At 65.3% G+C, this 22,086-nt stretch carries 22 protein-coding genes; 12 read left to right on the forward strand and 10 right to left on the reverse strand.

Translation table 11 applies throughout. The annotated features are described in order from the left end of the window. Positions 1-8 precede the first annotated feature (8 nt). Together rimK and ACK2SD_RS01690 are read right to left on the reverse strand one after the other, a co-directional pair. A complete protein-coding gene (gene rimK, locus ACK2SD_RS01685) occupies positions 9-914 on the reverse strand; it encodes a 30S ribosomal protein S6--L-glutamate ligase (protein WP_295481226.1) in 906 nt (301 codons plus the stop codon). Continuing rightward, positions 911-1,327, reverse strand: coding sequence for an ATP-dependent zinc protease (locus ACK2SD_RS01690; RefSeq protein WP_240327028.1), 417 nt, complete (start codon positions 1,325-1,327; stop codon positions 911-913). Before ACK2SD_RS01690 ends, rimK begins: the two co-directional genes overlap by 4 nt. A gap of 175 nt (positions 1,328-1,502) precedes the next feature. On the opposite strand from ACK2SD_RS01690, the gene ACK2SD_RS01695 reads away from it, so the two are divergent. Further along, on the forward strand, positions 1,503-1,904 hold the full coding sequence (locus ACK2SD_RS01695) for an RNA-binding S4 domain-containing protein (protein WP_029612859.1): 402 nt from the start codon (positions 1,503-1,505) through the stop codon (positions 1,902-1,904). A gap of 63 nt (positions 1,905-1,967) precedes the next feature. Here ACK2SD_RS01695 and ACK2SD_RS01700 read toward each other — a convergent pair whose 3' ends face one another. Beyond that, on the reverse strand, positions 1,968-2,768 hold the full coding sequence (locus tag ACK2SD_RS01700; RefSeq protein ID WP_412461203.1) for a phosphatase PAP2 family protein: 801 nt from the start codon (positions 2,766-2,768) through the stop codon (positions 1,968-1,970). A 117-nt stretch (positions 2,769-2,885) separates the two neighbouring features. Between ACK2SD_RS01700 and hslO the strand changes: the two genes are divergently transcribed. The 3 genes from hslO (at position 2,886) to ACK2SD_RS01715 (ending at position 6,081) form a co-directional block, all read left to right on the forward strand. Beyond that, a complete protein-coding gene (hslO, locus tag ACK2SD_RS01705; RefSeq protein ID WP_412461204.1) occupies positions 2,886-3,785 on the forward strand; it encodes an Hsp33 family molecular chaperone HslO in 900 nt (299 codons plus the stop codon). Between the two features lie 179 nt (positions 3,786-3,964). Continuing rightward, positions 3,965-5,512 carry a phosphoenolpyruvate carboxykinase gene (locus tag ACK2SD_RS01710; RefSeq protein ID WP_412461205.1) on the forward strand — a complete coding sequence of 516 codons (1,548 nt, stop codon included), beginning with the start codon at positions 3,965-3,967 and terminating at the stop codon, positions 5,510-5,512. Between the two features lie 134 nt (positions 5,513-5,646). Then, a complete protein-coding gene (locus ACK2SD_RS01715) occupies positions 5,647-6,081 on the forward strand; it encodes an acyl-CoA thioesterase (RefSeq protein ID WP_029612856.1) in 435 nt (144 codons plus the stop codon). On the opposite strand, the gene ACK2SD_RS01720 is transcribed toward ACK2SD_RS01715, so the two are convergent. The 4 genes from ACK2SD_RS01720 to ACK2SD_RS01735 form a co-directional block, all read right to left on the reverse strand. Further along, complete coding sequence (locus ACK2SD_RS01720) at positions 6,071-6,727, reverse strand: response regulator (RefSeq protein ID WP_029612855.1); 657 nt, start codon at positions 6,725-6,727, stop codon at positions 6,071-6,073. The genes ACK2SD_RS01715 and ACK2SD_RS01720 overlap by 11 nt on opposite strands. 118 nt (positions 6,728-6,845) lie before the next feature. Continuing rightward, a complete protein-coding gene (locus ACK2SD_RS01725) occupies positions 6,846-7,649 on the reverse strand; it encodes a CheR family methyltransferase (protein WP_412461206.1) in 804 nt (267 codons plus the stop codon). Positions 7,650-7,864: 215 nt separating this feature from the next. After that, positions 7,865-8,335: a YMGG-like glycine zipper-containing protein gene (locus ACK2SD_RS01730; protein WP_039581397.1), complete on the reverse strand. Its 471-nt coding sequence runs from the start codon at positions 8,333-8,335 to the stop codon at positions 7,865-7,867. Between the two features lie 166 nt (positions 8,336-8,501). Further along, positions 8,502-9,305, reverse strand: coding sequence for a helix-turn-helix domain-containing protein (locus ACK2SD_RS01735; protein ID WP_412461207.1), 804 nt, complete (start codon positions 9,303-9,305; stop codon positions 8,502-8,504). 300 nt (positions 9,306-9,605) lie between these two features. Between ACK2SD_RS01735 and ACK2SD_RS01740 the strand changes: the two genes are divergently transcribed. The 5 genes from ACK2SD_RS01740 to ACK2SD_RS01760 are packed head-to-tail and all read left to right on the forward strand — an operon-like array spanning position 9,606 to position 16,048. After that, the gene (locus ACK2SD_RS01740; protein ID WP_412461208.1) at positions 9,606-11,222 is read left to right on the forward strand and encodes an APC family permease; all 1,617 of its coding nucleotides are present in this window, start codon (positions 9,606-9,608) and stop codon (positions 11,220-11,222) included. Positions 11,223-11,243: 21 nt separating this feature from the next. Continuing rightward, positions 11,244-12,170, forward strand: coding sequence for a 4-hydroxyproline epimerase (locus ACK2SD_RS01745; protein WP_412461209.1), 927 nt, complete (start codon positions 11,244-11,246; stop codon positions 12,168-12,170). 43 nt (positions 12,171-12,213) lie between these two features. Continuing rightward, complete coding sequence (locus ACK2SD_RS01750) at positions 12,214-13,161, forward strand: dihydrodipicolinate synthase family protein (RefSeq protein ID WP_412461210.1); 948 nt, start codon at positions 12,214-12,216, stop codon at positions 13,159-13,161. A gap of 59 nt (positions 13,162-13,220) precedes the next feature. Further along, a complete protein-coding gene (locus ACK2SD_RS01755; RefSeq protein WP_412461211.1) occupies positions 13,221-14,798 on the forward strand; it encodes an aldehyde dehydrogenase (NADP(+)) in 1,578 nt (525 codons plus the stop codon). 2 nt (positions 14,799-14,800) lie between these two features. Continuing rightward, positions 14,801-16,048 carry an NAD(P)/FAD-dependent oxidoreductase gene (locus ACK2SD_RS01760; protein WP_412461212.1) on the forward strand — a complete coding sequence of 416 codons (1,248 nt, stop codon included), beginning with the start codon at positions 14,801-14,803 and terminating at the stop codon, positions 16,046-16,048. 57 nt (positions 16,049-16,105) lie between these two features. On the opposite strand, the gene ACK2SD_RS01765 is transcribed toward ACK2SD_RS01760, so the two are convergent. Together ACK2SD_RS01765 and fdhD are read right to left on the reverse strand one after the other, a co-directional pair. After that, on the reverse strand, positions 16,106-18,460 hold the full coding sequence (locus tag ACK2SD_RS01765; RefSeq protein ID WP_295481216.1) for an FdhF/YdeP family oxidoreductase: 2,355 nt from the start codon (positions 18,458-18,460) through the stop codon (positions 16,106-16,108). Positions 18,461-18,464: 4 nt separating this feature from the next. Next, positions 18,465-19,295 (reverse strand): formate dehydrogenase accessory sulfurtransferase FdhD, encoded by an 831-nt coding sequence (gene fdhD, locus ACK2SD_RS01770; protein ID WP_039581379.1) that lies wholly within the window; start codon positions 19,293-19,295, stop codon positions 18,465-18,467. 177 nt (positions 19,296-19,472) lie between these two features. Between fdhD and lysM the strand changes: the two genes are divergently transcribed. Beyond that, positions 19,473-19,913 carry a peptidoglycan-binding protein LysM gene (gene lysM, locus ACK2SD_RS01775; protein WP_304485374.1) on the forward strand — a complete coding sequence of 147 codons (441 nt, stop codon included), beginning with the start codon at positions 19,473-19,475 and terminating at the stop codon, positions 19,911-19,913. Positions 19,914-19,956: 43 nt separating this feature from the next. Here the strand turns inward: lysM and yrfG are convergent, their stop codons facing one another. After that, positions 19,957-20,619, reverse strand: a complete 663-nt coding sequence (gene yrfG, locus ACK2SD_RS01780; protein ID WP_039581377.1) for a GMP/IMP nucleotidase — start codon at positions 20,617-20,619, stop codon at positions 19,957-19,959. A gap of 65 nt (positions 20,620-20,684) precedes the next feature. On the opposite strand from yrfG, the gene nudE reads away from it, so the two are divergent. After that, positions 20,685-21,251, forward strand: coding sequence for an ADP compounds hydrolase NudE (gene nudE, locus ACK2SD_RS01785; protein WP_029612833.1), 567 nt, complete (start codon positions 20,685-20,687; stop codon positions 21,249-21,251). After that, complete coding sequence (gene cysQ / locus ACK2SD_RS01790; protein WP_412461213.1) at positions 21,248-22,075, forward strand: 3'(2'),5'-bisphosphate nucleotidase CysQ; 828 nt, start codon at positions 21,248-21,250, stop codon at positions 22,073-22,075. Before nudE ends, cysQ begins: the two co-directional genes overlap by 4 nt. Positions 22,076-22,086 lie beyond the last annotated feature (11 nt).

The raw sequence follows: 22,086 nt of genomic DNA on the forward strand, positions 1-22,086 counted from the left end.
CCTGTGGATCAGCCCTTGCCCTTGGTGCGGGTCTGATTCGGCCCGCCATGTTTCTCCAGATGCTCGATGATCATCCCGGCCACGTTCTTGCCGGTGGTGACCTCGATGCCTTCCAGGCCCGGTGACGAGTTCACCTCCATCACCAGCGGCCCGTGGTTGGAGCGCAGGATATCCACACCCGCCACGCTCAGGCCCATGACCTTGGCCGCGCGTATGGCGGTCATGCGCTCTTCGGGGGTGATCTTGATCAGGCTGGCCACGCCGCCTCGGTGCAGGTTGGAGCGGAACTCCCCTGGCTTGGCCTGACGCTTCATCGAGGCGATCACCTTGTCGCCCACCACGAAGCAGCGAATGTCGGCGCCGCCGGCTTCCTTGATGTACTCCTGGACCATGATGTTCTGCTTGAGACCCATGAACGCCTCGATCACCGACTCGGCGGCCTTGGTGGTCTCGCACAGCACCACGCCGATGCCCTGTGTGCCTTCGAGCACCTTGATCACCAGCGGGGCGCCGTTGACCATCTGGATCAGGTCGGGAATGTCGTCAGGCGAGTGGGCAAAGCCGGTGACCGGCAGGCCGATGCCGCGCCGTGACAGCAACTGCAGCGAGCGCAGCTTGTCCCGCGAGCGGGCGATGGCCACCGACTCGTTGAGCGGATAGACCCCCATCATCTCGAACTGGCGCAACACGGCGCAGCCGTAGAACGTGACCGAGGCGCCGATGCGCGGGATTACCGCATCGAAGCCCTCCAGCGGCTTGCCACGGTAGTGGATCTGCGGCTTGTGGCTGGCGATGTTCATGTAGGCGCGCAAGGTGTCGATCACGACCATCTCGTGACCGCGCTGGATGCCGGCTTCGACCAGCCGGCGGGTGGAATACAGACGCGGATTACGCGAAAGCACGGCGATCTTCATGCAGCACCTGTGACAGGGGGGAGGGTGGCCACGAAGGCCGGTTTGTCCTGGACGTACTTAAGGCCCGGGTTCACTACCAGTTGACCGTGCACCAGCGCCTTCGATCCCAGCAACAGTCGGTAGCGCATGCTCTTGCGACAGGCCAGGGTGAACTCCACCTCCCATACCCGATCGCCCAGTGCCAGCGGCGTGCGGATCACATAGCGGGTCTGGGCGTGGCCGTTGGAGCTCTTGATGGTCTTCATGGTCACCAACGGCGCCTCGCAGCGGCGGTGGCGCAGTTGCACCACCGAGCCCAGGTGCGCGGTGAAGCGCACCCAGGGTTGGCCATCGCGTTCGAACGGCTCGATGTCGGTGGCATGCAGGCTCGAGGTGCTGGCGCCGGTGTCGATCTTGGCGCGCAGGCCTGCCAGGCCGAGGTTGGGCAAGGCGATCCATTCGCGCAGGCCAATCACTGTCAGATGATCAAATGTTTTCAATTAGCACAGCCTGCGAACGAGGTGGTGAACTGTAAGCATCACACGGACTTTTTGCATCCGACAGCTACGGTAGTACAGTTCGGTTAAAGACAGAATTCGAGGTACAGAGATGGCACAAAAGTCGGAAGAAGACGACAAGGTACGCCTGGACAAGTGGCTGTGGGCGGCGCGCTTCTACAAGACCCGCGCGCTGGCCAAGGCGGCCATCGAAAGTGGCAAGGTGCACTGTCGCGGCGAGCGTTGCAAGCCGGGCAAGGAACCTCGGGTGGGCGATGAATTCGTGCTGCGCACCGGATTCGATGAAAAGACCGTGGTGGTCAAGGCGTTGTCGCTGGTACGGCGCGGCGCGCCTGAGGCGCAGACCCTTTACGAGGAAACCGCCGAGAGCCTGCAGCGTCGTCAGCAGGCGGCCGAGCTGCGCAAGGCGGGCGCGGTGGGGATGACCACCGATGGACGGCCGAACAAGAAACAGCGCCGGCAGATTCATCAGTTGCAGGGCAGTTTCGACTAGGCGATTTCACCCGTGCGGTCAGCCGCGCCGTTGGCTTGGCGCGGTTGACCGACAAAACGCGGTTCAGGCGCCGCGAATCACGCTCATGCGTCCAATCAGCGGCAGCTTGCCCAGCAGTCGGAACAGCGGCGCGGTCCAGCGCAACAGCGCCGTGCTGGCCTTGGCCGCCAGCGGCGTGTGTACGGTCCAGCCCAGTGCCAGCACGGCCATGCCCAGCCCGCCGACGTAGTCGTCCTGGCCCCAGTGCGCGCCGGCCACCAGCCGTGGCAGCATGAACAGCGTGGCCAGGGCCCAGATCGCCAGGGCTTGGACCAGGCGTCGGCTGAACAGGCTCATGAACAGTGCCCAGAGCAGCAACACCGAGGCGTGATCGCCTGGGAAGCTCTTGCTCGACCGGTCCTTCAGTTCCCAGTGTTCTTCCAGGTGCGGGTAGTACTGGCTCAGGCGCACGGCGTCGTCGAACACGATCGACGGGCTGTCATGCTGCCAACCGGATGCATCGACCCACTTGGAAAACAGCGCGCGCACCACCACTAACAGCAGCAGGCTGACGAAAAAGCCGAAGAATGCCTGGCGAACCTGAACGGCCTTGAACACCCAGTCGCCCTTGATCAGCAAGGCGAGCAGGATCAGGCCGACGACGATATCGAAGGGCCGCAGGCTGCCCACGGTCCAGATCCAGCGCCACACGGCGTTGTCGGCCAATGGCGTGTTGAGGCTGCGGAACAGCCACTCGTCGAAAGTCAGAAACAGGATCTGGCCAAACGGCCACAACCAGAAACACAGTAGTGCAATAGGCAGAAGGGTGCAGAATGCCAGTGGTCCCCAGGACCACCTTGATTGGAACAGTGGCCGATTATCCATAAAATACCTCGATCGCCAGCTTGAGTTCAGCGCCTTGTGGGCGCTTTCGACGGGCCTTTGTAGGCTCTTGCAATCATTTTGTCATCCTTTTCAGAATATTCAGATAGCCGGGAAACCATGAGCGATTTACCTGACACCGATTTCACCCAACGCTTCCTTTTCGAAGACCGCGACGTGCGTGGCGAATGGGTCTCCCTCGACCACAGCTACGGCGAAGTGCTGGCGCGTCATCCCTATCCGCAGCCGGTCGCCACGCTGCTGGGTGAACTGATGGCCGCCACCTCGCTCCTGGTCGGTGCACTCAAGTTCGACGGCTTGCTGATTCTCCAGGCGCGCTCGCAAGGGCCTATCCCGCTGCTCATGGTCGAGTGCTCGGGCGAGCGCGACATCCGCGGCATGGCCCGCTACGAGGCCGACCAGATCGCCAACGAGGCCGGCCTCGCCGAGCTGATGCCCGACGGTCATCTCACGCTGACCATCGACCCGATCAAAGGCCAGCGCTATCAGGGCACCGTCGGCCTGGATGGCGCGAACCTGTCCGAGTGCTTCACCAACTACTTCGTGCAGTCCCAGCAGTTGAACACCCGCTTCTGGCTCGATGCCTCCGCCGGCAAGGCCCGTGGCCTGTTGTTGCAGCAGTTGCCGCGCGATCGCCAGCCCGATGACGAAGCGCGTGACGAGAGTTGGCAGCATGTAGTGGCCCTGGCCAGTACCCTCAAGGCCGAGGAGTGGGCGCTGGACAACGAAACCCTGCTGCACCGCCTCTATCACGAGGACGCTGTGCGCCTGTTCGATGTCGAGCCACTGCGCTTCAGTTGCAGTTGCTCCCGAGAGCGCTCCGGTAATGCCTTGGTCAGCCTCGGCGAGGCCGATGCCAAGGCGCTGGTCGAGGAATGTGGCGGCACGGTGGAAATCGATTGCCAGTTCTGCAACGAGCGCTATCTCTTCGATGCAACCGATGTAGCGCAATTGTTCGCTGGCGGTGGCACGGACGGGGCATCAGAAACTCTCCACTGAAACGCTTCATCACAGGAGATTCTCCTGTCTAACTGCGCAAAAGCGCAGATACGACAGGAGGGGCCTACTTTTTTTGGGCGTTTCTGGCATAATCCGGCCACTTTTTTAGCTGTAGTAGTTTGAAACAGACCACTACAAAACGTTTGGAGCACTCGGCCTCGGGCCGGATGGGGTATCTCATGACGCAAGCCAACAACACCGTGTACACCGACCTGAGCGTCGACGAGCTGGTGAAACAAGCGCTGTCTCGCAAGGAAGGCGTGCTGGCCGATACTGGCGCACTGGTCGTGGAAACCGGTCACCGCACCGGTCGTTCGCCCGCTGACCGCTTCATCGTCGATGAGCCGAGCACCTCTGCCGCCATTGCTTGGGGCCCGATCAACCGCAAGTTCCCGGCCGACAAGTTCGATGCCCTGTGGGACCGCGTCGAGGCGTTCAACAACGCCCAGGAACACTTCGTTTCCTACGTGCACGTCGGTGCTGCCCAAGAGCACTACCTGCCGGTCAAGATGACCACCCAGACCGCCTGGCAGAACCTGTTCGGCCGCTGCCTGTTCATCACCCCGGAAGACGGCCAGTTCAACCCGGCCGGTCGCGACCAGTGGCAGGTGCTGAACGTCGCCAATTTCGAGTGCGTGCCCGAGCGTGACGGCACCAACTCCGATGGCTGCGTTATCCTCAACTTCGCCCAGAAGAAGGTGCTGATCGCCGGCATGCGCTACGCCGGCGAAATGAAGAAGGCCATGTTCTCGGTGCAGAACTTCCTGCTGCCGGCTGCTGACGTACTGCCTATGCACTGCGCCGCCAACATTGGCGAAGCAGGCGACGTGACCCTGTTCTTCGGCCTGTCCGGCACCGGCAAGACCACCCTGTCGGCCGACGAAAGCCGTTACCTGATCGGTGACGACGAGCACGGCTGGGGCGAGGGCGTCGTTTTCAATATCGAAGGCGGCTGCTACGCCAAGTGCATCGCCTTGTCCGAGAAGAACGAGCCGGTCATCTGGAAAGCCATCAAGCACGGCGCAGTGCTGGAAAACGTGGTCATCGACGAAGCCGGCCATGCCGACTACGCCGACGTCAGCCTGACCCAGAACAGTCGCGCCGCCTACCCACTGGAGCACGTCGCCAAGCGCTCCGAGGCCAACCAGGGTGGCGAGCCGAATGCCGTCATCTTCCTGACCTGCGACCTGACCGGCGTGCTGCCGCCTGTGTCGATCCTGAACAACGAGCAGGCGGCCTATCACTTCCTGTCCGGCTACACCGCGCTGGTCGGTTCCACCGAAATGGGCTCGGGCAGCGGCATCAAGTCGACCTTCTCCACCTGCTTCGGCGCGCCGTTCTTCCCGCGTCCGGCGGGTGAGTACGCCGAGCTGCTGATCAAGCGTATCAAAGGCTTCGGCTCCAAGGTCTACCTGGTCAACACCGGTTGGACTGGCGGTGGCTATGGCGTTGGCAAGCGTTTCAGCATCCCCACTACCCGTGCCGTGATCGCTGCGATCCAGAGCGGCGCGCTGATCGGTGCCGAAACCGAGCACCTGGACATCATCAACCTGGACGTGCCGAAGGCCGTCCCGGGCGTCGACACCGAACTGCTCAACCCACGCAACACCTGGGCTGACCCGGCGGCCTACGACGAGGCCGCCAAAGGCCTGGCCAAGCTGTTCACCGAGAACTTCAAGAAGTTCGACGTCTCCGACGCCATCAAGGCGGCCGGTCCGCAGTTGTAAGCGCGTTCGACGCGACGAAGAGCCGCCCCTCGGGGCGGCTTTTTTGTGACTGGCGAGGGCGCTGCGCGTGCCTCTGGAGTGTCTTCGGGCAAATGTGGGAAGCTTGTTTTCCCGCCACCCGCTTTGGATACCCCATGACCGAGTCCATCCAGCGCAGTGCCTTCTCGCATTTCCACCCCATCCTCACCCGCCCGCAGGACAACGACCACAACGGCCACATGGCCGGCTCCACCGTGCATGCCCTGTTCGAAACCGCCATCCAGGCTTTTCTGGTCGAGCAGGCCGAACTCGACCTGCGTGAAGGCGAGCTGGCGGCGTTGGTGGTCAGTTCGGCGGCCGATTTCTTCGCCTTGCCAGGCTTCCCCGATGTGCTCGAAGTGGCGCTGGGTGTCTCGCGCCTGGGTGGCAGCACCGTCGAGTTCCGTCTGGCACTGTATCGTCCGGGTGAGTCAGAAGCCTGCGCGATGGGCCGAGTGGTGCAAGTGTTCGTCGAGCGCGCCACGGGCCGTGCTGCACCGCTGCCCGAAACCCTGCAATTGATCCTGGCCGGGTTGTCGCTCAATCGTTGAGGCAGATGATGCCCTCGCGGACGGCGAACAGCACCAGTCCGGGGACATCGTGGATCTGCAGGCGGTGCATGATCTGCGAGCGATGGGCTTCGACGGTCTTGACGCTCAGGCCCAGGCCATCGGCGATCGAACGGGTGCTTTCGCCCCGCGCGATCAGGCGCAGGATTTCCAGTTGGCGTGGGGTCAGCGGAGCCTGTGCCGGGCTGGCCGGGCGCTTGCGGTTGTGCTTGAGGGCCTGGCCGATGACCATCGGCAGCACCGTCGATGACAGGTACTGACCGCCACTGCGCAAGGTCTGCAAGGCCTGTTCGAATTCGCAGACCGTAGCGCTTTTGAGCAGGAAACCCTGTGCCCCGAGCTGCAGGCAGTTCATCACATGCTCCAGTTCCGAGCGCGCTGACAGCATCAGCACGCGGCTGCCCGGTACGCGGATGAACAGCTCTTGCAGCACTTGCTGGCGGTTCAGGGTGTCGCTGTTCATGTCCAGCACGACGATTTCCGGCCGCAGCTTTTCCGCCAGGGCCACGGCGCTCATGGCATCGCTGGTGTCGGCTACGACGGCGTATTCCTTCTTCTGTTCGAGCAGGGCGCGCAGGCCGGCGCGGAAAAGGGGCGAGTCGTCGGCAAGCAGGATTCGGCAAGGCATGGGTCAAGGCCTGTTTCGCAAGGGAAGGGGGGCGGCAGGCCTGCTCGATCCACAAGCGCACTGCCGCGCGGGAGCGCGACCAGTCCTTGTCTGCCGTTCGATGCGGCAGTGCTGTTCATCATAAGCGTTCGAACACTGACGGCAGTATCGGCCGCAGTGGCAGGTCCAGGCCGTGGATGCTTTCGCTGTGACCGATCATCAGCAGCCCGCCGGGGCGCAAGTGGGGCATCAGGCGCAGCAGCACATCGGCCTTGCATCGCTTGTCGAAACCCGCGAGCAGATTGCGCAGCAGGATCGCATCGAACTCACCCAGCTCATCCGGCAATGGCTGGATCAGATTGATGAGCTCGAAGCGTACCCGCTCCCGCAGACCGGAGGCGATCTGTAGACGACTGGCAGGGGGCTCGGCACCACACAGGCAGTAGCGGCCCATCCAGCCGGGAGGGAAATAGCGTGCCTGGGACAGGTCGTAGCGGCCACGGGCGGCCTGTTGCAGCAAGCCACTGTCGTAGTCGCTGGCCAGGACTTCCCAGCCGGTCGGTACGCTCTGGTCGGCCACCATGGCCAGGCTCCAGGCTTCCTCGCCACTGGCGCAGGCGGCGCTCCACAGACGCGGTGGATGATCCAGGCTCGGCAGCCAGCGGAACAGATGCTCGAAGTGGCGGTGTTCGCGGAAGAAATAGGTGTCGCGGGCGATCAGCAGGCTCAACAGCAACGCCTGTTCGGCGGGCTGTTCGTCGACGCGTTCGAGATAGGCGTCGAAGCTGGTCAGGCCGTAGTGTTGAAGGCGTGATTGCAGGCGACTGGCGACCACCGCGCGGCGCTCGTCGGCCAGGCGATAGCCCGTGGCCTGGCAGACCCGCTGACGGATACGCTCGAAGCAGGCCTGGTCCAGTGCTGGAGGGCAGGTGGCGTCCGTCATCCTAGGGCCTCCCCGGGGCCGGGCTGGCATGTTGGATCGACGATGCTCGTGCGCATTCCCTGCGTCCCGTGTTCTGATGGCGGATGGGAAATCATATCCAGTGACTCTCGGCCTCCATATCGGGGAGGCCCCTAAGCCCTGGCATTTGCCCAAACGCAAAGACCTCGCCGGGTGAGGGCGAGGCCTTAGGTGTCAGGCGTAGGGCGTGGCGTGTATCAGTGCCGGCCGTGGCGCCCGTGCTTGCGGTGGCCGTAGTGGCGATCACGAGGGCCGTGGTCCCAGTGACGACGGTCGTCGCGGCGGTAGCGGCGATCGTCCTGGTCGGCGCGATTGCCCATGTAGTTGCCCAACGCGCCACCGGCGCCGCCGCCGGCCGCTGCGCCCACCAGGCTGCCGGTGCTGCCGCCCAACTGGCGACCCACCACGTTACCGCCCGCTGCGCCCAGTGCGCCGCCGATGGCCGCTTCACCGCGCTGGCGTTTGTCGGCGCCGACGGCGCTGCCCGCTGCACCACCCAAGCCCGCACCAATGGCCGAGCCGGTGTTGCCGCCGATGGACTGGCCGACCACCGAGCCGAGTACCCCGCCCAATGCGCCGCCAACGCCGGCTTCGGTGGTACCGCCGGCCATGGCAGCGCCGCTGAGCAGGCCGAGAGACAACAACAGAATCGAGGAGTACTTCTTCATCAACAGAGCCTCATAGGGATGACGAGGCGGAATTTGCCGCTCGAAGCGGGGGCTGGCAACGGAAATCCGACGATTGGCACGAGTTGTACACAATCTTCTAAGTTGTTGATTTGCGTATGAAACTTTGTGCTTTTTCGGCAGTCCTAGATTACTTCACGTGCCTCGTTCAGCACCGATTCGGCACTGCGTCGTCTGCACTGCGCGAGGTGGCCTGACGATACTGGCGTGGGGTGAAGCCGGTCAGTTGCTTGAACTGACGACTGAAGGCGCTGTGATCGGTGTAGCCGCACGCCATCGCCACCTCGGTGATCGGCCTGTCGCTCAGCAACAGCCGATGCGCCTGCTCCAATCGCGCCTTGTGGATCATCTGCCGCGGTGTCAGGTGGAACACCCGTTTACAGTAGCGCTCCAGTTGGGCCACGGAGATCCCAGCGATGCGGGTCAGCTCGCGCAGGCTGATCGGCTGATGGAAGTGCCTGCGGATATGCTCGTCCACCGCCGCCAGGCGTCGATAGGCGGGGTGGCGGTCGGCAGCGGCCTGCAGGTCGACCGAAATGCCCACCAGGCCGATGATCTCATCCAGATGATTGTAGAGCGGGCGCTTGTGGGTCAGGCACCAGCCCGGCTCGCGGCTGCCGTACAGGTGCAGCTCCAACTGGTCCTCCAGCACCCGACCCTCCTGCAACACCCGCCGGTCCTGCTCGGTATAGCCCGGCCCCAACTGCGCCGGGAACACCTCGGCGCTGGTCTTGCCCAGCAGTGGCTGCAGGCGCTTCAAGCCGCAACGCTGCACCAAGGTGCTGTTGGCCAGCACATAGCGTGCTGCCGGATCCTTGATGAAGATCGCTGCGTTGGGGATGGCGTCGAGGATCGGCAGCAGCAGCGACACGCCCGCCAGCAAGGCCTCCAAGGTGGCCGGGCGGGACTGCTCGAGAGACTGGTACAGGGTGGCCAGTGGCAGATCGTTCATCGGTCGATTCTTGGTTGAAGAAAAGGGTCGCATCCGGCCTGCTCGGGCATTCGCCTGAAGCACGCAGACCTGTCGAGGTGCGATCGACAGCCTAGTCGCGGCCCGCCCAGGCACGCCAGCGTTTCAGCCGACTGTGCCGATATCGTCATCGCATCTGCCGAAAACCATCAAGAAGCCAGCCCGCGCTCGGTTCACTCTGTTACTGCGCAACGCCGCCCTGCGTTCAGCACGATCGCGGCGCCTAGCCGCCTCGGGTGACATCAGACCTGCCTATCCAATAACCAACAACAAGGCGCAACCATGTCAGGCAAATTCAAGAAACAGTTATCCCTGCTGGACCTCACGTTCATCGGCCTCGGCGCGATTTTCGGCTCCGGCTGGCTGTTCGCCGCCAGCCATGTCTCGGCCATCGCCGGCCCAGCCGGAATTTTCTCCTGGCTGCTGGGTGGTTTCGCCGTGCTGCTGTTGGGCATCGTCTATTGCGAGCTGGGCGCCGCCCTGCCACGGGCGGGCGGCGTGGTGCGTTATCCGGTGTACTCCCATGGGCCGCTGCTGGGTTACCTGATGGGCTTCATCACCCTGATCGCCTTCTCCAGCCTGATCGCCATCGAAGTGGTCGCCTCACGCCAGTACGCCGCTGCCTGGTTCCCGGGATTGACCAAGACCGCTTCCAGCGATCCCACCGTGTTGGGCTGGCTGGTGCAGTTCGCCTTGCTCGCGCTGTTCTTCTGGCTCAATTACCGCAGCGTGAAAACCTTCGCCAAAGCCAACAACCTGATCAGCGTGTTCAAGTTCATCGTGCCGCTGCTGGTCATCGGCGTGCTGTTCACCTTCTTCAAGCCCGCCAACTTCCAGGTCCAGGGATTCGCGCCGTTCGGCCTCTCCGGTGTGGAAATGGCGGTGTCGGCCGGCGGCATCATCTTCGCCTACCTGGGCCTGACCCCGATCATCTCGGTGGCCAGCGAAGTGAAGAATCCCCAGCGCACTATCCCCATCGCCCTGATTCTGTCGGTGCTGCTGTCCACGGCCATCTACGCCCTGCTGCAATTGGCCTTTCTGGGCAGCGTACCGACCGAGATGCTGGCCAACGGCTGGGCCGGGATCACCCGCGAACTGGCGCTGCCGTACCGCGATATCGCCCTGGCCCTGGGCGTAGGTTGGCTGGCCTACCTGGTGGTGGCCGACGCAGTGATCTCGCCCAGCGGCTGCGGCAACATCTACATGAACGCCACGCCCCGGGTGATCTACGGCTGGGCGCAGACTGGCACCTTCTTCCGCTACTTCACCCGCATCGACGCACAGTCCGGCATCCCGCGTCCGGCCCTGTGGCTAACCTTCGCGCTGTCGGTGTTCTGGACCCTGCCTTTCCCGTCGTGGGAAGCGCTGATCAACGTGGTCTCGGCGGCGCTGGTGCTCAGCTACGCCGTGGCACCGGTGAGCGTGGCCGCGCTGCGTCGCAGCGCCCCGCAGATGCCACGCCCGTTCCGGGTCAAGGGCATGGCGGTGCTCGGCCCGCTGTCATTCATCATCGCGGCGCTGATCGTCTACTGGTCCGGCTGGAGCACGGTGTCCTGGCTGCTGACGCTGCAGATCGCGATGTTCGTGCTGTACCTGCTGTGCCGCCGTTTCGTCCCCACCGAGCACCTGTCGCTGGCTCAGCAGGTGCGCTCCTCGGCCTGGCTGATTGGCTTCTACGCGATCACCTTGCTGCTGTCGTGGCTGGGCAGCTTCGGCGGCCTGGGGGTGCTCGGCCACCCGCTGGACACCGTCGTCGTCGCTGTCTGTGCGCTGGGAATCTACTACTGGGGCGCCGCCACGGGCGTGCCGGCCGCCTTGGTGCGCCTGGAGGGCGATGACGAAAGCGAAAGCGCTGCCGACACCGTCACCGGCCCGCCTGCCACCGCTGCGTTCTCCTGACCTTCGCCACGGACCTTGCCCATGAAACGACTCCACATCATCGATTCCCACACCGGCGGCGAACCGACCCGCCTGGTCATGCAAGGCTTTCCCGCCTTGCACGGGCGCAGCCTGGCCGAGCAGCGCGACGAGTTGCGCGAACGGCACGATCACTGGCGCCGCGCCTGCCTGCTCGAACCGCGCGGCAACGACGTGCTGGTCGGCGCGCTGTACTGCCCGCCGGTATCGCCTGACGCCACCTGCGGGGTGATCTTCTTCAACAACACCGGCTACCTGAACATGTGCGGCCACGGCACCATCGGCCTGATTGCCTCGTTGCAGTACCTGGGCCTGATTGGCACAGGTCTGCACAGGATCGACACGCCGGTCGGCCAGGTCAGCGCCACCTTGCACGAGGACGGTGCCATCACCGTCGGCAACGTGCCGTCCTACCGTTATCGCCGCCAGGTGGCGGTGACGGTGCCGGGGCATGGCGTGGTGCACGGCGACGTCGCCTGGGGCGGCAACTGGTTCTTCCTGGTCTCCGAGCATGGTCAGCGTCTGAAACTGGACAACCGCGAGGCGTTGACCGCCTACACCTGGACGATGCTCGAAGCGCTGCAGGCGCAGGGCATCACCGGCGAGCAGGGCGCGCCCATCGACCATGTCGAGCTGTTCGCCGACGACCCCCATGCCGACAGCCGCAACTTCGTGATGTGCCCCGGCAAGGCCTACGACCGCTCGCCCTGCGGCACCGGCACCAGCGCCAAGCTGGCCTGCCTGGCGGCGGACGGCAAGCTGCAGCCCGGTCAGGTCTGGACCCAGGCCAGCATCACCGGTAGCCAGTTCCACGGCCGCTACGAGCCGCATGGCGAGGGTATTCGCCCGTTCATCACCGGCCGCGCCTACCTCACCGCCGACAGCACCCTGCTGATCGACGAGCACGACCCGTTCGCCTGGGGCATCTGACCCCGGTTTCTTCTTCCACTGAACAGCCTCAGGAGCAATCACAATGACCGACAACATTTTCAGCGGCACCATGCCCGCGCTGATGACCCCCTGCACGGCCGACCGTACACCCGACTTCGACGCCCTGGTGCGCAAGGGCCAGGCGCTGATCGAGGCGGGCATGAGCGCCGTGGTCTACTGCGGCTCCATGGGCGACTGGCCGCTGCTGACCGAAGCCGAACGCCAGGAAGGAGTGGCGCGCCTGGTGGCCGCGGGTATTCCCACCATCGTCGGCACCGGCGCGGTGAACACCCGCGAGGCGGTTTCCCATGCTGCCCACGCGGCGAAGGTCGGGGCCGCTGGCCTGATGGTCATTCCCCGGGTGCTGAGCCGCGGCGCCTCGCCGACCGCCCAGAAGCATCACTTCTCGGCCATTCTGGCGGCCGCACCGGCGCTGCCGGCGGTGATCTACAACAGTCCTTACTACGGCTTCGCCACCCGCGCCGAGCTGTTCTTCGAACTGCGCCGCGCGTTCCCCAACCTGATCGGCTTCAAGGAGTTCGGCGGCGGTGCCGACCTGCGTTACGCCGCCGAACACATCACGTCCCAGGATGACCAGGTGACGCTGATGGTCGGTGTCGACACCCAGGTGGTGCATGGCTTCGTCAACTGCAACGCCACGGGTGCCATCACCGGCATCGGCAATGCCTTGCCACGCGAAGTGCTGCAGTTGGTCAGTCTCAGCCGTGCAGCCGCCAAGGGCGACGCCCGTGCCCGTCGCCAGGCCCGTGAACTGGAGTCGGCGCTGGCCGTGCTTTCGTCGTTCGACGAGGGCTGCGACCTGGTGCTGTATTACAAGCACCTGATGGTGCTCAACGGCGACCGCGAGTACAGCCTGCACTTCAACGAAAGCGATGAACTGAGCCTCGCCCAGCGTCACTACGCCGAACAGCAGTACGCGCTGTTCCGCACCTGGTACGCCAACTGGTCGGCCGAGCAGAACCTCGCCTGAGCCCGCCCTGGGCTGCCTCGCGGCCCGTTTTCCCCTTCATTGAATGTTCAGGAGACGCCATGAGGCTCACCGGTAACCTGCTGCTCGGCCAGACCTCGACACCCGGCGTCGGCGCTGCCGTTCACGCCATCAACCCAGCCACGGCCCAGCCTCTGGAGCCGGCCTATCCCGGCGCCAGCCGTGAGCAGGTGGCCCAGGCCTGCGCGCTGGCCGAGGCTGCGTTCGACACCTATCGGGAAACCACGCTCGAGCAACGGGCGCTGTTTCTCGACGCCATCGCCAATGGCCTCGAAGCGCTGGGCGATGAGCTGGTCGAACGCGCCGTCGCCGAAACCGGCCTGCTCGAGGCGCGCATTCAGGGTGAGCGCGGGCGCACCTGCCAGCAACTGCGCCTGTTCGCCCGCGTGGTACGCGCCGGCGAATGGCTGGACGTGCGGATCGATCCGGCGCTGCCCGAGCGCCAACCGTTGCCGCGTCCGGACCTGCGCCAGCGCCAGGTGGCACTCGGTCCGGTGGCAGTGTTCGGCGCCAGCAACTTCCCCCTGGCCTTCTCGGTCGCCGGTGGCGACACCGCCTCGGCCTTGGCTGCCGGGTGCCCGGTGGTGGTCAAGGCCCACGGCGCCCATCCAGGCACCAGCGAGCTGGTGGGTCGTGCGCTGGCGCAGGCGGTGAGCGATTGCGGGCTGCCGGAGGGCACCTTTTCGCTGCTCTATGGCGCGGGGCATGAGGTGGGCATCGCGCTGGTCAGCGACCCGCGCATCAAGGCGGTCGGTTTCACCGGCTCGCGCACCGCGGGCATCGCCCTGTGCCGGGCGGCCCAGGCGCGTTCGGAGCCTATTCCGGTGTACGCCGAGATGAGTTCGATCAATCCGGTGTTCTTGTTCGAGGCGGCATTAGGCGCACGGACCGACGCGCTGGCACAGGGTTTCGTCGCCTCCGTGACCCAAGGCGCCGGACAGTTCTGCACCAACCCCGGACTGGTCATCGCCCGCCAAGGCCCCGACGTGCAGCGCTTCATCGACGCGGCCAGTGCGCAATTGCGTCAAGTCGCAGCGCAGACCATGTTGACCCCGGCTATCCACCAGGCCTATGAGACCGGCGTTGGCCGGTTGCGCGCCCATCCCCAGGTGCAGGCCGTCGCCAGTGGGCTGGCCGTGGAGAGACCGACTCAGGGCCAGGCCCAGCTGTACGTCACCCAGGCCGACGCGTTTCTGGCCGACCCTGGGCTGGCGCACGAGGTATTCGGCGCGGCGTCGTTGCTGGTGGTGTGCCGTGACGATCGGCAAGTGCATCAAGTGGCCGAGCGGCTGGAAGGGCAGTTGACCGCCACGCTGCATCTGGACGCGGCCGATATCGACAGCGCCCGCCGCCTGTTGCCGGTGCTGGAGCGCAAGGCCGGGCGGATTCTGGTCAACGGCTGGCCGACCGGCGTGGAAGTCTGCGATGCCATGGTCCATGGCGGGCCGTTCCCGGCCACCTCCGATGCCCGCACCAGCTCGGTGGGCAGCGCCGCGATCCTGCGCTTCCTGCGCCCGGTGTGCTACCAGGATGTGCCCGATGCCTTGCTCCCCCAGGCGTTGCAGCAGGGCAATCCACTGAGGCTGAGGCGCTTGCTCGACGGCAGACGGGAAGCGTGAGCATGAATCAGCCGCTGGATACCGATATCGCGGTGGTGGGGGCAGGCATCGTCGGGGTCGCCTGCGCCCTGCAACTGGCTCGTCAGGGGCGCCGGGTGATGTTGATCGATCGTCAGCCACCGGGCATGGGGGCCTCGTATGGCAACGCCGGGCACCTGGCCAGCGAGCAGGTGTTTCCCATCGCCGACTGGTCGATCTGCAAGCGTCTGCCGGGCATGCTGCTGGACCCGATGGGCCCGCTGCGCCTGGACTGGAAATACCTGCCCAAGGCGCTGCCGTGGTTCGCCCGGCTGTTGCTCAACCTGCGTCCGGCACCCTACCAGCGCACGGTGGCCGGCCTGCGTCGGCTCAACCAAGGCAGTCTGTCAGCGTGGCAGCGATTGCTGGCCTCGATCGGGCAGGGCGAGCTGTTCCAGGGCGACGGCTCGTTGCTGGTGTACGAGCGGCCCGAGTCGCTGCAACCCCTGGTCGCCCTGCGCACGCGCATGCAGGCGCAGGGGGTGCCGGTGGACCTGTGGTCGGCCGAGCGCTTGCACGAGACGGCGCCGCAGTTGAGCGACAGGCTGCTCGGTGGCTTGTTCTTCCCCAACACCGGACATTTCGTCGATCCGTATCGGTTGCTGCGTGCGCTGTTCGACGCGGCCCTGGCCCACGGCGTGCGCTTCCTCCAGGCCGAGGTCCATGGTGGACAGGTGCACGCCGAGCAGGTCCAGTTGAGCGGCGACCACGGCAGGATCGCGGCCCGACAGGTACTGATCTGCTGCGGTGCCCATTCGGCCCACCTGACGCAGGTATTGACCGGCCAGCGGGTGCCGTTGGACACCGAACGCGGTTATCACCTGATGTTGCCGAACGAGCGGCAGCGCCTGCCCGTGGCGGTCACGTCCTGGGAGCGCCGCTTCATCATGACGCCCATGGAAGGCGGGCTGCGGCTCGCGGGCACGGTGGAATTCGCCGGGCTGCAGGCGCCGCCCAACCTGCCCCGCGCTTGGCAGTTGCATCGGTTGAGCCAAGGCCTGTTCCAGCGTGAGTTGTCTACCGAAGGGGCGACTCCGTGGATGGGCATGCGGCCTTCGCTGCCCGATTCCCTGCCGGTGATCGACCGCGTCTGCGCGGGCCGCGTGTTGCTGGCCTTCGGGCACCAGCACCTGGGCTTGACCCAGGCCGCGCTGACAGCCGAGTGGGTGGGCCGTCTGGCCGATGAAGCCGCTGGCCCGGAAATGGCAGCCTATCGGCTGAATCGCTTCTGAAACGACGCGGCCGCGCGACCCATGAGGACAGCGCGGCCGCAGTCGATAGCGCGCAGGTCAGGCCACGCGAATGATCTGGCCGTTTTCGCGTGCGGCTTCCAGCCGGATGGCGATGAACTTCGACGTCGGCGTGTGGCTGCCGTCGCCGATACTCTCCAGCGGCACCAGCGGGTTCACCTCAGGGTAGTAAGCCGCCGCCTGGCCTGCCGGAATATCGAAGGCCAGCAGGGTGAAACCGTGCACACGGCGCACGTGCTCATCGCCCCACAGCGACACGATGTCGACCTTCTGCCCCGGTTTGAAGCCCAGGCGGATGATGTCGGCCTCGTTGGCGAACAGCACCTCGCGCTGGCCGCGCACGCCGCGATAACGGTCGTCCAGGCCATAGATGGTGGTGTTGTACTGATCGTGCGAGCGCATCGATTGCAGGATCAGGTCCGGCAGTTGGCCGCTGGCGCGTACGCGCTCGTCGAGCAGGCTGTCCGGCAGCAGGTTGGCCCTGAAGTTGGCGCGTCCGGTGGTGGTCTTCCACTGCCGTTCGCCGGCGCTGTTGCCCAGGTAGAAACCACCCGGCTGGTGCAGGCGCTGGTTGAAATCGGTGAAGCCGGGAATGGTGTCGGCGATCAGGTCGCGGATGCGGTCGTAGTCGGCCACCATCCAGTTCCAGTCCACCGGATGGCTGCCCAGCGTGGCGGCGGCGATGCCGGCGATCACCGCAGGCTCGGAACGCATCTGCCGCGACAGGGGGCGCAACTGGCCGTTGGAGGGGTGAACCATGCTGAACGAGTCTTCCACCGTCACCGCTTGTGGGCCTTCGCCTTGCATGTCGATGTCGGTGCGCCCCAGGCATGGCAGGATCAGCGCCTGCTGGCCGTGGATCAGGTGGCTGCGGTTGAGCTTGGTGCTGATGTGCACGGTCAGTGCGCAGTTGCGCAGCGCCTGGGCGGTGCGCTCGGTGTCGGGCGTCGCCTGGGCGAAGTTGCCGCCCAGGCCGATGAACACCTTGGCCCGACCTTCGAGCATGGCGTGGATCGCCTCGACCGTGTTGTGGCCGTTGCTGCGCGGGACCGGGAAGTTGAAGCGCCGCTCGATGGCATCGAGCAGGGCCACCGGTGGGCGCTCGTTGATGCCCATGGTGCGGTCGCCCTGCACGTTGCTGTGGCCACGCACCGGGCACAGGCCAGCGCCCGGCTTGCCGATGTTGCCGCGCAGCAGCATCAGGTTCACGATTTCCTGGATGGTCGGCACCGAGTGGCGGTGCTGGGTGATACCCATGGCCCAGCACATGATCACGCGCTTGCCCTTGCAGTACATGCGCGCTGACAGCTCGATATCGTCAAGCGTCAGGCCTGACTGCTCGACGATCTGCGCCCACGGCGTGGCCTCGACCACGGCCAGGTACTCGTCCACGCCCTGGCCATGCTCGGCGATGAAGGCGTGGTCGAAGATCGCTGGCTCGCCCTTGGCCTGGGCCTCGCGTTCCCATTGCAGGAGGAACTTGGCCATGCCGCGCAGCAGCGCCATGTCACCACCCAGGGCCGGGCGGAAGAACGCGGTGTTGGTCGGGCGGTCGCTGTTGAGCAGCATTTCCAGCGGGTGCTGCGGGTGCTGGAAGCGCTCCAGGCCACGCTCCTTGAGCGGGTTGACACAGACCACCTGGGCGCCGCGCTTGACCGCATCACGCAGCGGATCGAGCATGCGCGGGTGGTTGGTGCCGGGGTTCTGGCCGAGCACGAAAATCGCGTCGGCATGCTCGAAATCGTCGTAGGTGACGGTGCCCTTGCCCACGCCGACGCTCTGGCCCAAGGCCACGCCGCTGGCCTCATGGCACATGTTCGAGCAGTCGGGGAAGTTGTTGGTGCCGTAGGCGCGCACGAACAACTGGTACAGGTAGGCGGCCTCGTTGCTGGCGCGCCCGGAGGTGTAGAACTCGGCCTGATCCGGCGATTCCAGCGCCTTGAGGTGTTCGGCGATCAGCGCGAAGGCGGCGTCCCAGTCGATTGGCCGGTAACGGTCGCTGGCCGGCTCGTAGACCATCGGCTCGGTCAGTCGGCCCTGGTACTCCAGCCAGTAGTCGCTCTGCTCGAGCAGTGCGCTGACGCTATAGCGGGCGAAGAAGGCGGCGTCCACGCGGCGCTTGGTCGCTTCCCAGTTGACCGCCTTGGCGCCGTTCTCGCAGAACTTGACCATGCCGCTTTCCGGCGAGTCGCCCCAGGCGCAGCCGGGGCAGTCGAAGCCGCCATGCTGGTTGGTCTTGAGCAGGGCGCGAATGTTCTTCAGCGCGTTGTCGCTGCCGACCCAGGCCTTGGCCACGCTGCGCAACGCGCCCCAGCCACCGGCGGCGCCGTGGTAGGGCTTGTAGCGAGGGCTGGAAGCAGGGGCGTTGTCTGGAACTTTCTCGTAGGAGGTCACGGCTTTACGACTCCGCCGCGGGGCTGAACACCCGCGGTGCGCTGTGTTTGGGCAGATGGATGAGGTTGAGGTTGTGCTGGCGCGCCCACTGCAGTGCAAGGCCTGTGGGCGCAGAAAGACTGACCAGGGTCTGGATGCCGGCGCGCAGGACTTTCTGGATCAATTCCAGGCTGCAGCGGCTGGTGACGATGGCCAGGCCGCCCTGGGTGTCGATGCGCTGGCGCAGCAGGGCGCCGATCAACTTGTCCAGGGCGTTGTGTCGACCAATGTCTTCACGGCCCAGCAGCAGTTCACCGTTGCGGTCCATGAACAGCGCGGCATGCACCGCGCCACAGTGCTGGCCGAGCGGCTGGAAGGCGTCGATGCGTCGGCGCAGATCGTCCAGCCACTGCACCGGCGGCAGCGGCGCGCCGGGCAGGCGTTGCAGCGCTGGCAAGGCCTGCTCCAGGGCTTCGACGCCACACAGGCCGCAACCGCTGGTACCGGCCAACTGGCGGCGCTGGTCCTTGAGGTTCCAGAATGCGCGGCTGGAGATTTCGACATCGGCGTACAACGCCGAGCCGCTACCGGAGAGCTTGACGTCGTAGATGTCTTCGAGGTTGGCGACGATGCCGCTGCCGATGCTGAAGCCGACGGCGAAGTCTTCCAGATCGGTCGGGCTGACCAGCATCACCGCCTGGTTCAGGCCGTTGTAAACGATGGCCAGGGCGACTTCTTCGGCCAGCGGCGTACGCTCGCCCGTCTGGTCGGACAACTGGACATAATCGTAGGTGTTGCTGGCGGCGGGCAGGGACAGGGGTGTTGAGGCCGCGCAGACCGGAGGCTTGCTGTTCATCGGGACGGATCACCGGCGGCTGGTATACGCATACAAGCCTAGTGCCAGTGGCTGTGCGGCGTCTAATCGTTAGGTTCTATACCGTGATAGGCCGCGTCGATTGGTCGCAGCAGGCGCCCAGGGAATTCCTCGCCTAGACTGAACCGTTCCGAGCACTCATCTACCAAGGAGCACGTCATGAGCCTGTTCAGTTTCGTCAAGGAAGCCGGCGAGAAGTTGATCGATCTGCTGACCCCTGGCAATGCCAATGCCGAGGAACAGTTGAAGAAGCACGTGCAAAACGTGGGGCTGGGCAATCCGAACATCACGGCCTCGGTCGAGGGCGACAAAGTCATTCTCAAGGGCGAAGTGGCGAGTCAGGAAGAGAAGGAGAAGATCATCCTGGCGGCGGGCAACATTGAAGGTGTGGCCTCGGTGGAGGACCAGATCACCGTCAGCGGTGCGGCCGACAAGGCGGCGCGGTTCGTTACGGTGGAGAAGGGCGATACGCTCAGTGCCATTTCCAAGCGGGTGTATGGCGACGCCAACAAGTACCAGAAGATCTTCGAGGCCAACAAGCCGATGCTGTCGGACCCGAACAAGATCTATCCAGGGCAGGTGCTGCGCATTCCCGACTGAGCCGCGCGCGGTGGTCTTCGCGGGGTCGCCCGCGAAGCGTCCGTCACAGGCCCTGTAACAACGCCCGATAATCCTCGACTGCAGCGAATTCCTGCGTATCGCGCTCTGCTGCGCGGCTGTCGGGCTGGCGCACCGCCAGCAGATGGCCAACGCCGAACCGACCTGCGCTGCGCAGGATCGACAAGGTGTCGTCGATGAACAGGCTGCGCGCTGGCTCGAAGTCGATGTCGGCGCGCAGGGCGTCCCAGAACTGCGGGCTCTCTTTCGGGTAGCCGTAGTCGTGGGAGCTGATCATCCGCTCGAAGTAGGGCGCCAGCTCGATGCGTTCGAGCTTGAGCGACAGCGAGTCGCGGTGGGCATTGGTGATCATCACCACGCGCTTGCCGGCCTGGCGCAGCGCGGCCAGGAAGGTGTCGGCGTCCGGGCGCAGGGCGATCAGGTCGGCGATTTCGCGCTTGAGCTCACGGATCGGCAGGCGCAATTCGCGGCTCCAGAAATCCAGGCAATACCAATTCAGCGTGCCCGCATGCTGCTCGAACAGCGGGCGCAGTTCCAGTTCGGCCATCGCCCGGCTCACGCCGTGCAACTCGGCGTAGCGCTGGGGCAGGTGGTCGAGCCAGAAGCGATTGTCGTAGTGCAGGTCGAGCAGGGTGCCGTCCATGTCCAGCAGGACGGTGTCGATGGCGGACCAGGGCAGAACAGGCATGGGAAACTCTCGTCAGGTCGGCAAGCCACGGTATAGTAACCCGTTCATGCCAAGGAGCCGCACCCATGCGCCAGAAACCCACCGTCCTCAGTCGCGAGATCGTCGCCAGCAGTCGTTTGTTCCGGGTCGAAGCGGTGCAGTTGCGTTTCTCCAACGGCAACGAGCGCACCTACGAGCGCCTGGTCGGTCGCGGCAACGGCTATGGCGCGGTGATGATCGTGGCGCTGATCGATGCCGAGCATGCGCTGTTGATCGAGGAATACTGCGGCGGCACCGACGAGTACGAGCTGTCGTTGCCCAAGGGCCTGATCGAGCCGGGCGAGGACGTGCTGGCCGCCGCCAACCGCGAGCTCAAGGAAGAAGCGGGTTTCGGTGCGCGTCAGTTGGAACACCTTACCGAACTGTCGCTGTCGCCCGGCTACATGAGTCAGAAAATCCAGGTGGTGCTGGCCAGCGACCTGTACGAGGAACGCCTGGAGGGCGACGAGCCCGAGCCAATGCGCGTGGACAAGGTCAACCTGCGCGAACTCTCGGCCCTGGCCACCCATCCGCAGTTCAGCGAGGGGCGCGCCCTGGCGGCGCTGTACCTGACCCGCGACCTGCTGATCCAACGGGGGCTGCTGAGCGCATGAACGATCTGCAACTGATGCACGAAGCGGTGACCCTGGCCCAACGCGCGGGCGAGGCGATCCTGCCGTTCTGGCGCACCGACGTCGCGGTCAGCAACAAGGCCGACGATTCGCCGGTCACGGCCGCCGACCTGGCCGCGCACCGCATCATCGCCGATGGCCTGCACGCGCTGGCGCCGCACATCCCGGTGCTGTCCGAGGAAGACTGCGACATCGCCCTGGCCGTGCGCGAAGGCTGGACGCGCTGGTGGCTGGTCGATCCGCTGGATGGCACCAAGGAGTTCATCGCTGGCAGCGAGGAGTTCACCGTCAACATCGCCCTGTTGGACAAAGGCGAGGTGGTGTTCGGTGTGGTGGCGACGCCGACCAATGGCCGCTGCTACTTCGGCGGGCGCGACCTGGGCGCCTGGCATCTCACGGCGGGCGGACTGACCCGGGCGATTCGGGTGCGCACCGCAGCACCGGCCGACGCGCGTTTCACCGTGGTCGCCAGCCGTCGCCACACCAGCCCCGAACAGGAGGCGCTGCTGGCCTCGCTGGGCGCGTCGGTCGGCGAGCTGGCGTTGGCGAACATCGGCAGCTCGTTGAAGTTTTGCCTGCTCGCCGAGGGTCTGGCGGACTTCTACCCCCGCCTGGCGCCGACCTCGCAGTGGGACACGGCAGCGGCGCAGGGCGTGCTCGAAGGGGCGGGCGGCGAGGTCATCGATCTGGCGGGTCAGCCGTTCCGCTACCCGCCGCGCGAGTCATTGCTCAATCCCTTCTTCCTGGCGCTGCCCAGTGACGCCGAGTGGCGCGACGCGCTGCTGGGGTCGATCCTCGAGCCGTGAGGCAACCTGCT

Origin of the sequence: Pseudomonas sp. SC11 (genome assembly GCF_047039205.1) — a bacterium.
GTDB lineage: Bacteria > Pseudomonadota > Gammaproteobacteria > Pseudomonadales > Pseudomonadaceae > Aquipseudomonas > Aquipseudomonas boreofloridensis.

What these genes read in the sequence shown, in the direction of transcription:
- ACK2SD_RS01720 (WP_029612855.1), bottom strand. Translation starts at nt 6,727, where the DNA reads ATGCCTTGCCGAATCCTGCTTGCCGACGACTCGCCCCTTTTCCGCGCC.
- ACK2SD_RS01725 (WP_412461206.1), bottom strand. Translation starts at nt 7,649, where the DNA reads ATGACGGACGCCACCTGCCCTCCAGCACTGGACCAGGCCTGCTTCGAG.
- ACK2SD_RS01710 (WP_412461205.1), top strand. Translation starts at nt 3,965, where the DNA reads ATGACGCAAGCCAACAACACCGTGTACACCGACCTGAGCGTCGACGAG.
- lysM (WP_304485374.1), top strand. Translation starts at nt 19,473, where the DNA reads ATGAGCCTGTTCAGTTTCGTCAAGGAAGCCGGCGAGAAGTTGATCGAT.
- hslO (WP_412461204.1), top strand. Translation starts at nt 2,886, where the DNA reads ATGAGCGATTTACCTGACACCGATTTCACCCAACGCTTCCTTTTCGAA.
- ACK2SD_RS01735 (WP_412461207.1), bottom strand. Translation starts at nt 9,305, where the DNA reads ATGAACGATCTGCCACTGGCCACCCTGTACCAGTCTCTCGAGCAGTCC.
- ACK2SD_RS01700 (WP_412461203.1), bottom strand. Translation starts at nt 2,768, where the DNA reads ATGGATAATCGGCCACTGTTCCAATCAAGGTGGTCCTGGGGACCACTG.
- ACK2SD_RS01755 (WP_412461211.1), top strand. Translation starts at nt 13,221, where the DNA reads ATGAGGCTCACCGGTAACCTGCTGCTCGGCCAGACCTCGACACCCGGC.
- rimK (WP_295481226.1), bottom strand. Translation starts at nt 914, where the DNA reads ATGAAGATCGCCGTGCTTTCGCGTAATCCGCGTCTGTATTCCACCCGC.
- ACK2SD_RS01695 (WP_029612859.1), top strand. Translation starts at nt 1,503, where the DNA reads ATGGCACAAAAGTCGGAAGAAGACGACAAGGTACGCCTGGACAAGTGG.
- ACK2SD_RS01745 (WP_412461209.1), top strand. Translation starts at nt 11,244, where the DNA reads ATGAAACGACTCCACATCATCGATTCCCACACCGGCGGCGAACCGACC.
- nudE (WP_029612833.1), top strand. Translation starts at nt 20,685, where the DNA reads ATGCGCCAGAAACCCACCGTCCTCAGTCGCGAGATCGTCGCCAGCAGT.
- fdhD (WP_039581379.1), bottom strand. Translation starts at nt 19,295, where the DNA reads ATGAACAGCAAGCCTCCGGTCTGCGCGGCCTCAACACCCCTGTCCCTG.
- cysQ (WP_412461213.1), top strand. Translation starts at nt 21,248, where the DNA reads ATGAACGATCTGCAACTGATGCACGAAGCGGTGACCCTGGCCCAACGC.
- ACK2SD_RS01760 (WP_412461212.1), top strand. Translation starts at nt 14,801, where the DNA reads ATGAATCAGCCGCTGGATACCGATATCGCGGTGGTGGGGGCAGGCATC.
- yrfG (WP_039581377.1), bottom strand. Translation starts at nt 20,619, where the DNA reads ATGCCTGTTCTGCCCTGGTCCGCCATCGACACCGTCCTGCTGGACATG.
- ACK2SD_RS01715 (WP_029612856.1), top strand. Translation starts at nt 5,647, where the DNA reads ATGACCGAGTCCATCCAGCGCAGTGCCTTCTCGCATTTCCACCCCATC.
- ACK2SD_RS01750 (WP_412461210.1), top strand. Translation starts at nt 12,214, where the DNA reads ATGACCGACAACATTTTCAGCGGCACCATGCCCGCGCTGATGACCCCC.
- ACK2SD_RS01740 (WP_412461208.1), top strand. Translation starts at nt 9,606, where the DNA reads ATGTCAGGCAAATTCAAGAAACAGTTATCCCTGCTGGACCTCACGTTC.
- ACK2SD_RS01730 (WP_039581397.1), bottom strand. Translation starts at nt 8,335, where the DNA reads ATGAAGAAGTACTCCTCGATTCTGTTGTTGTCTCTCGGCCTGCTCAGC.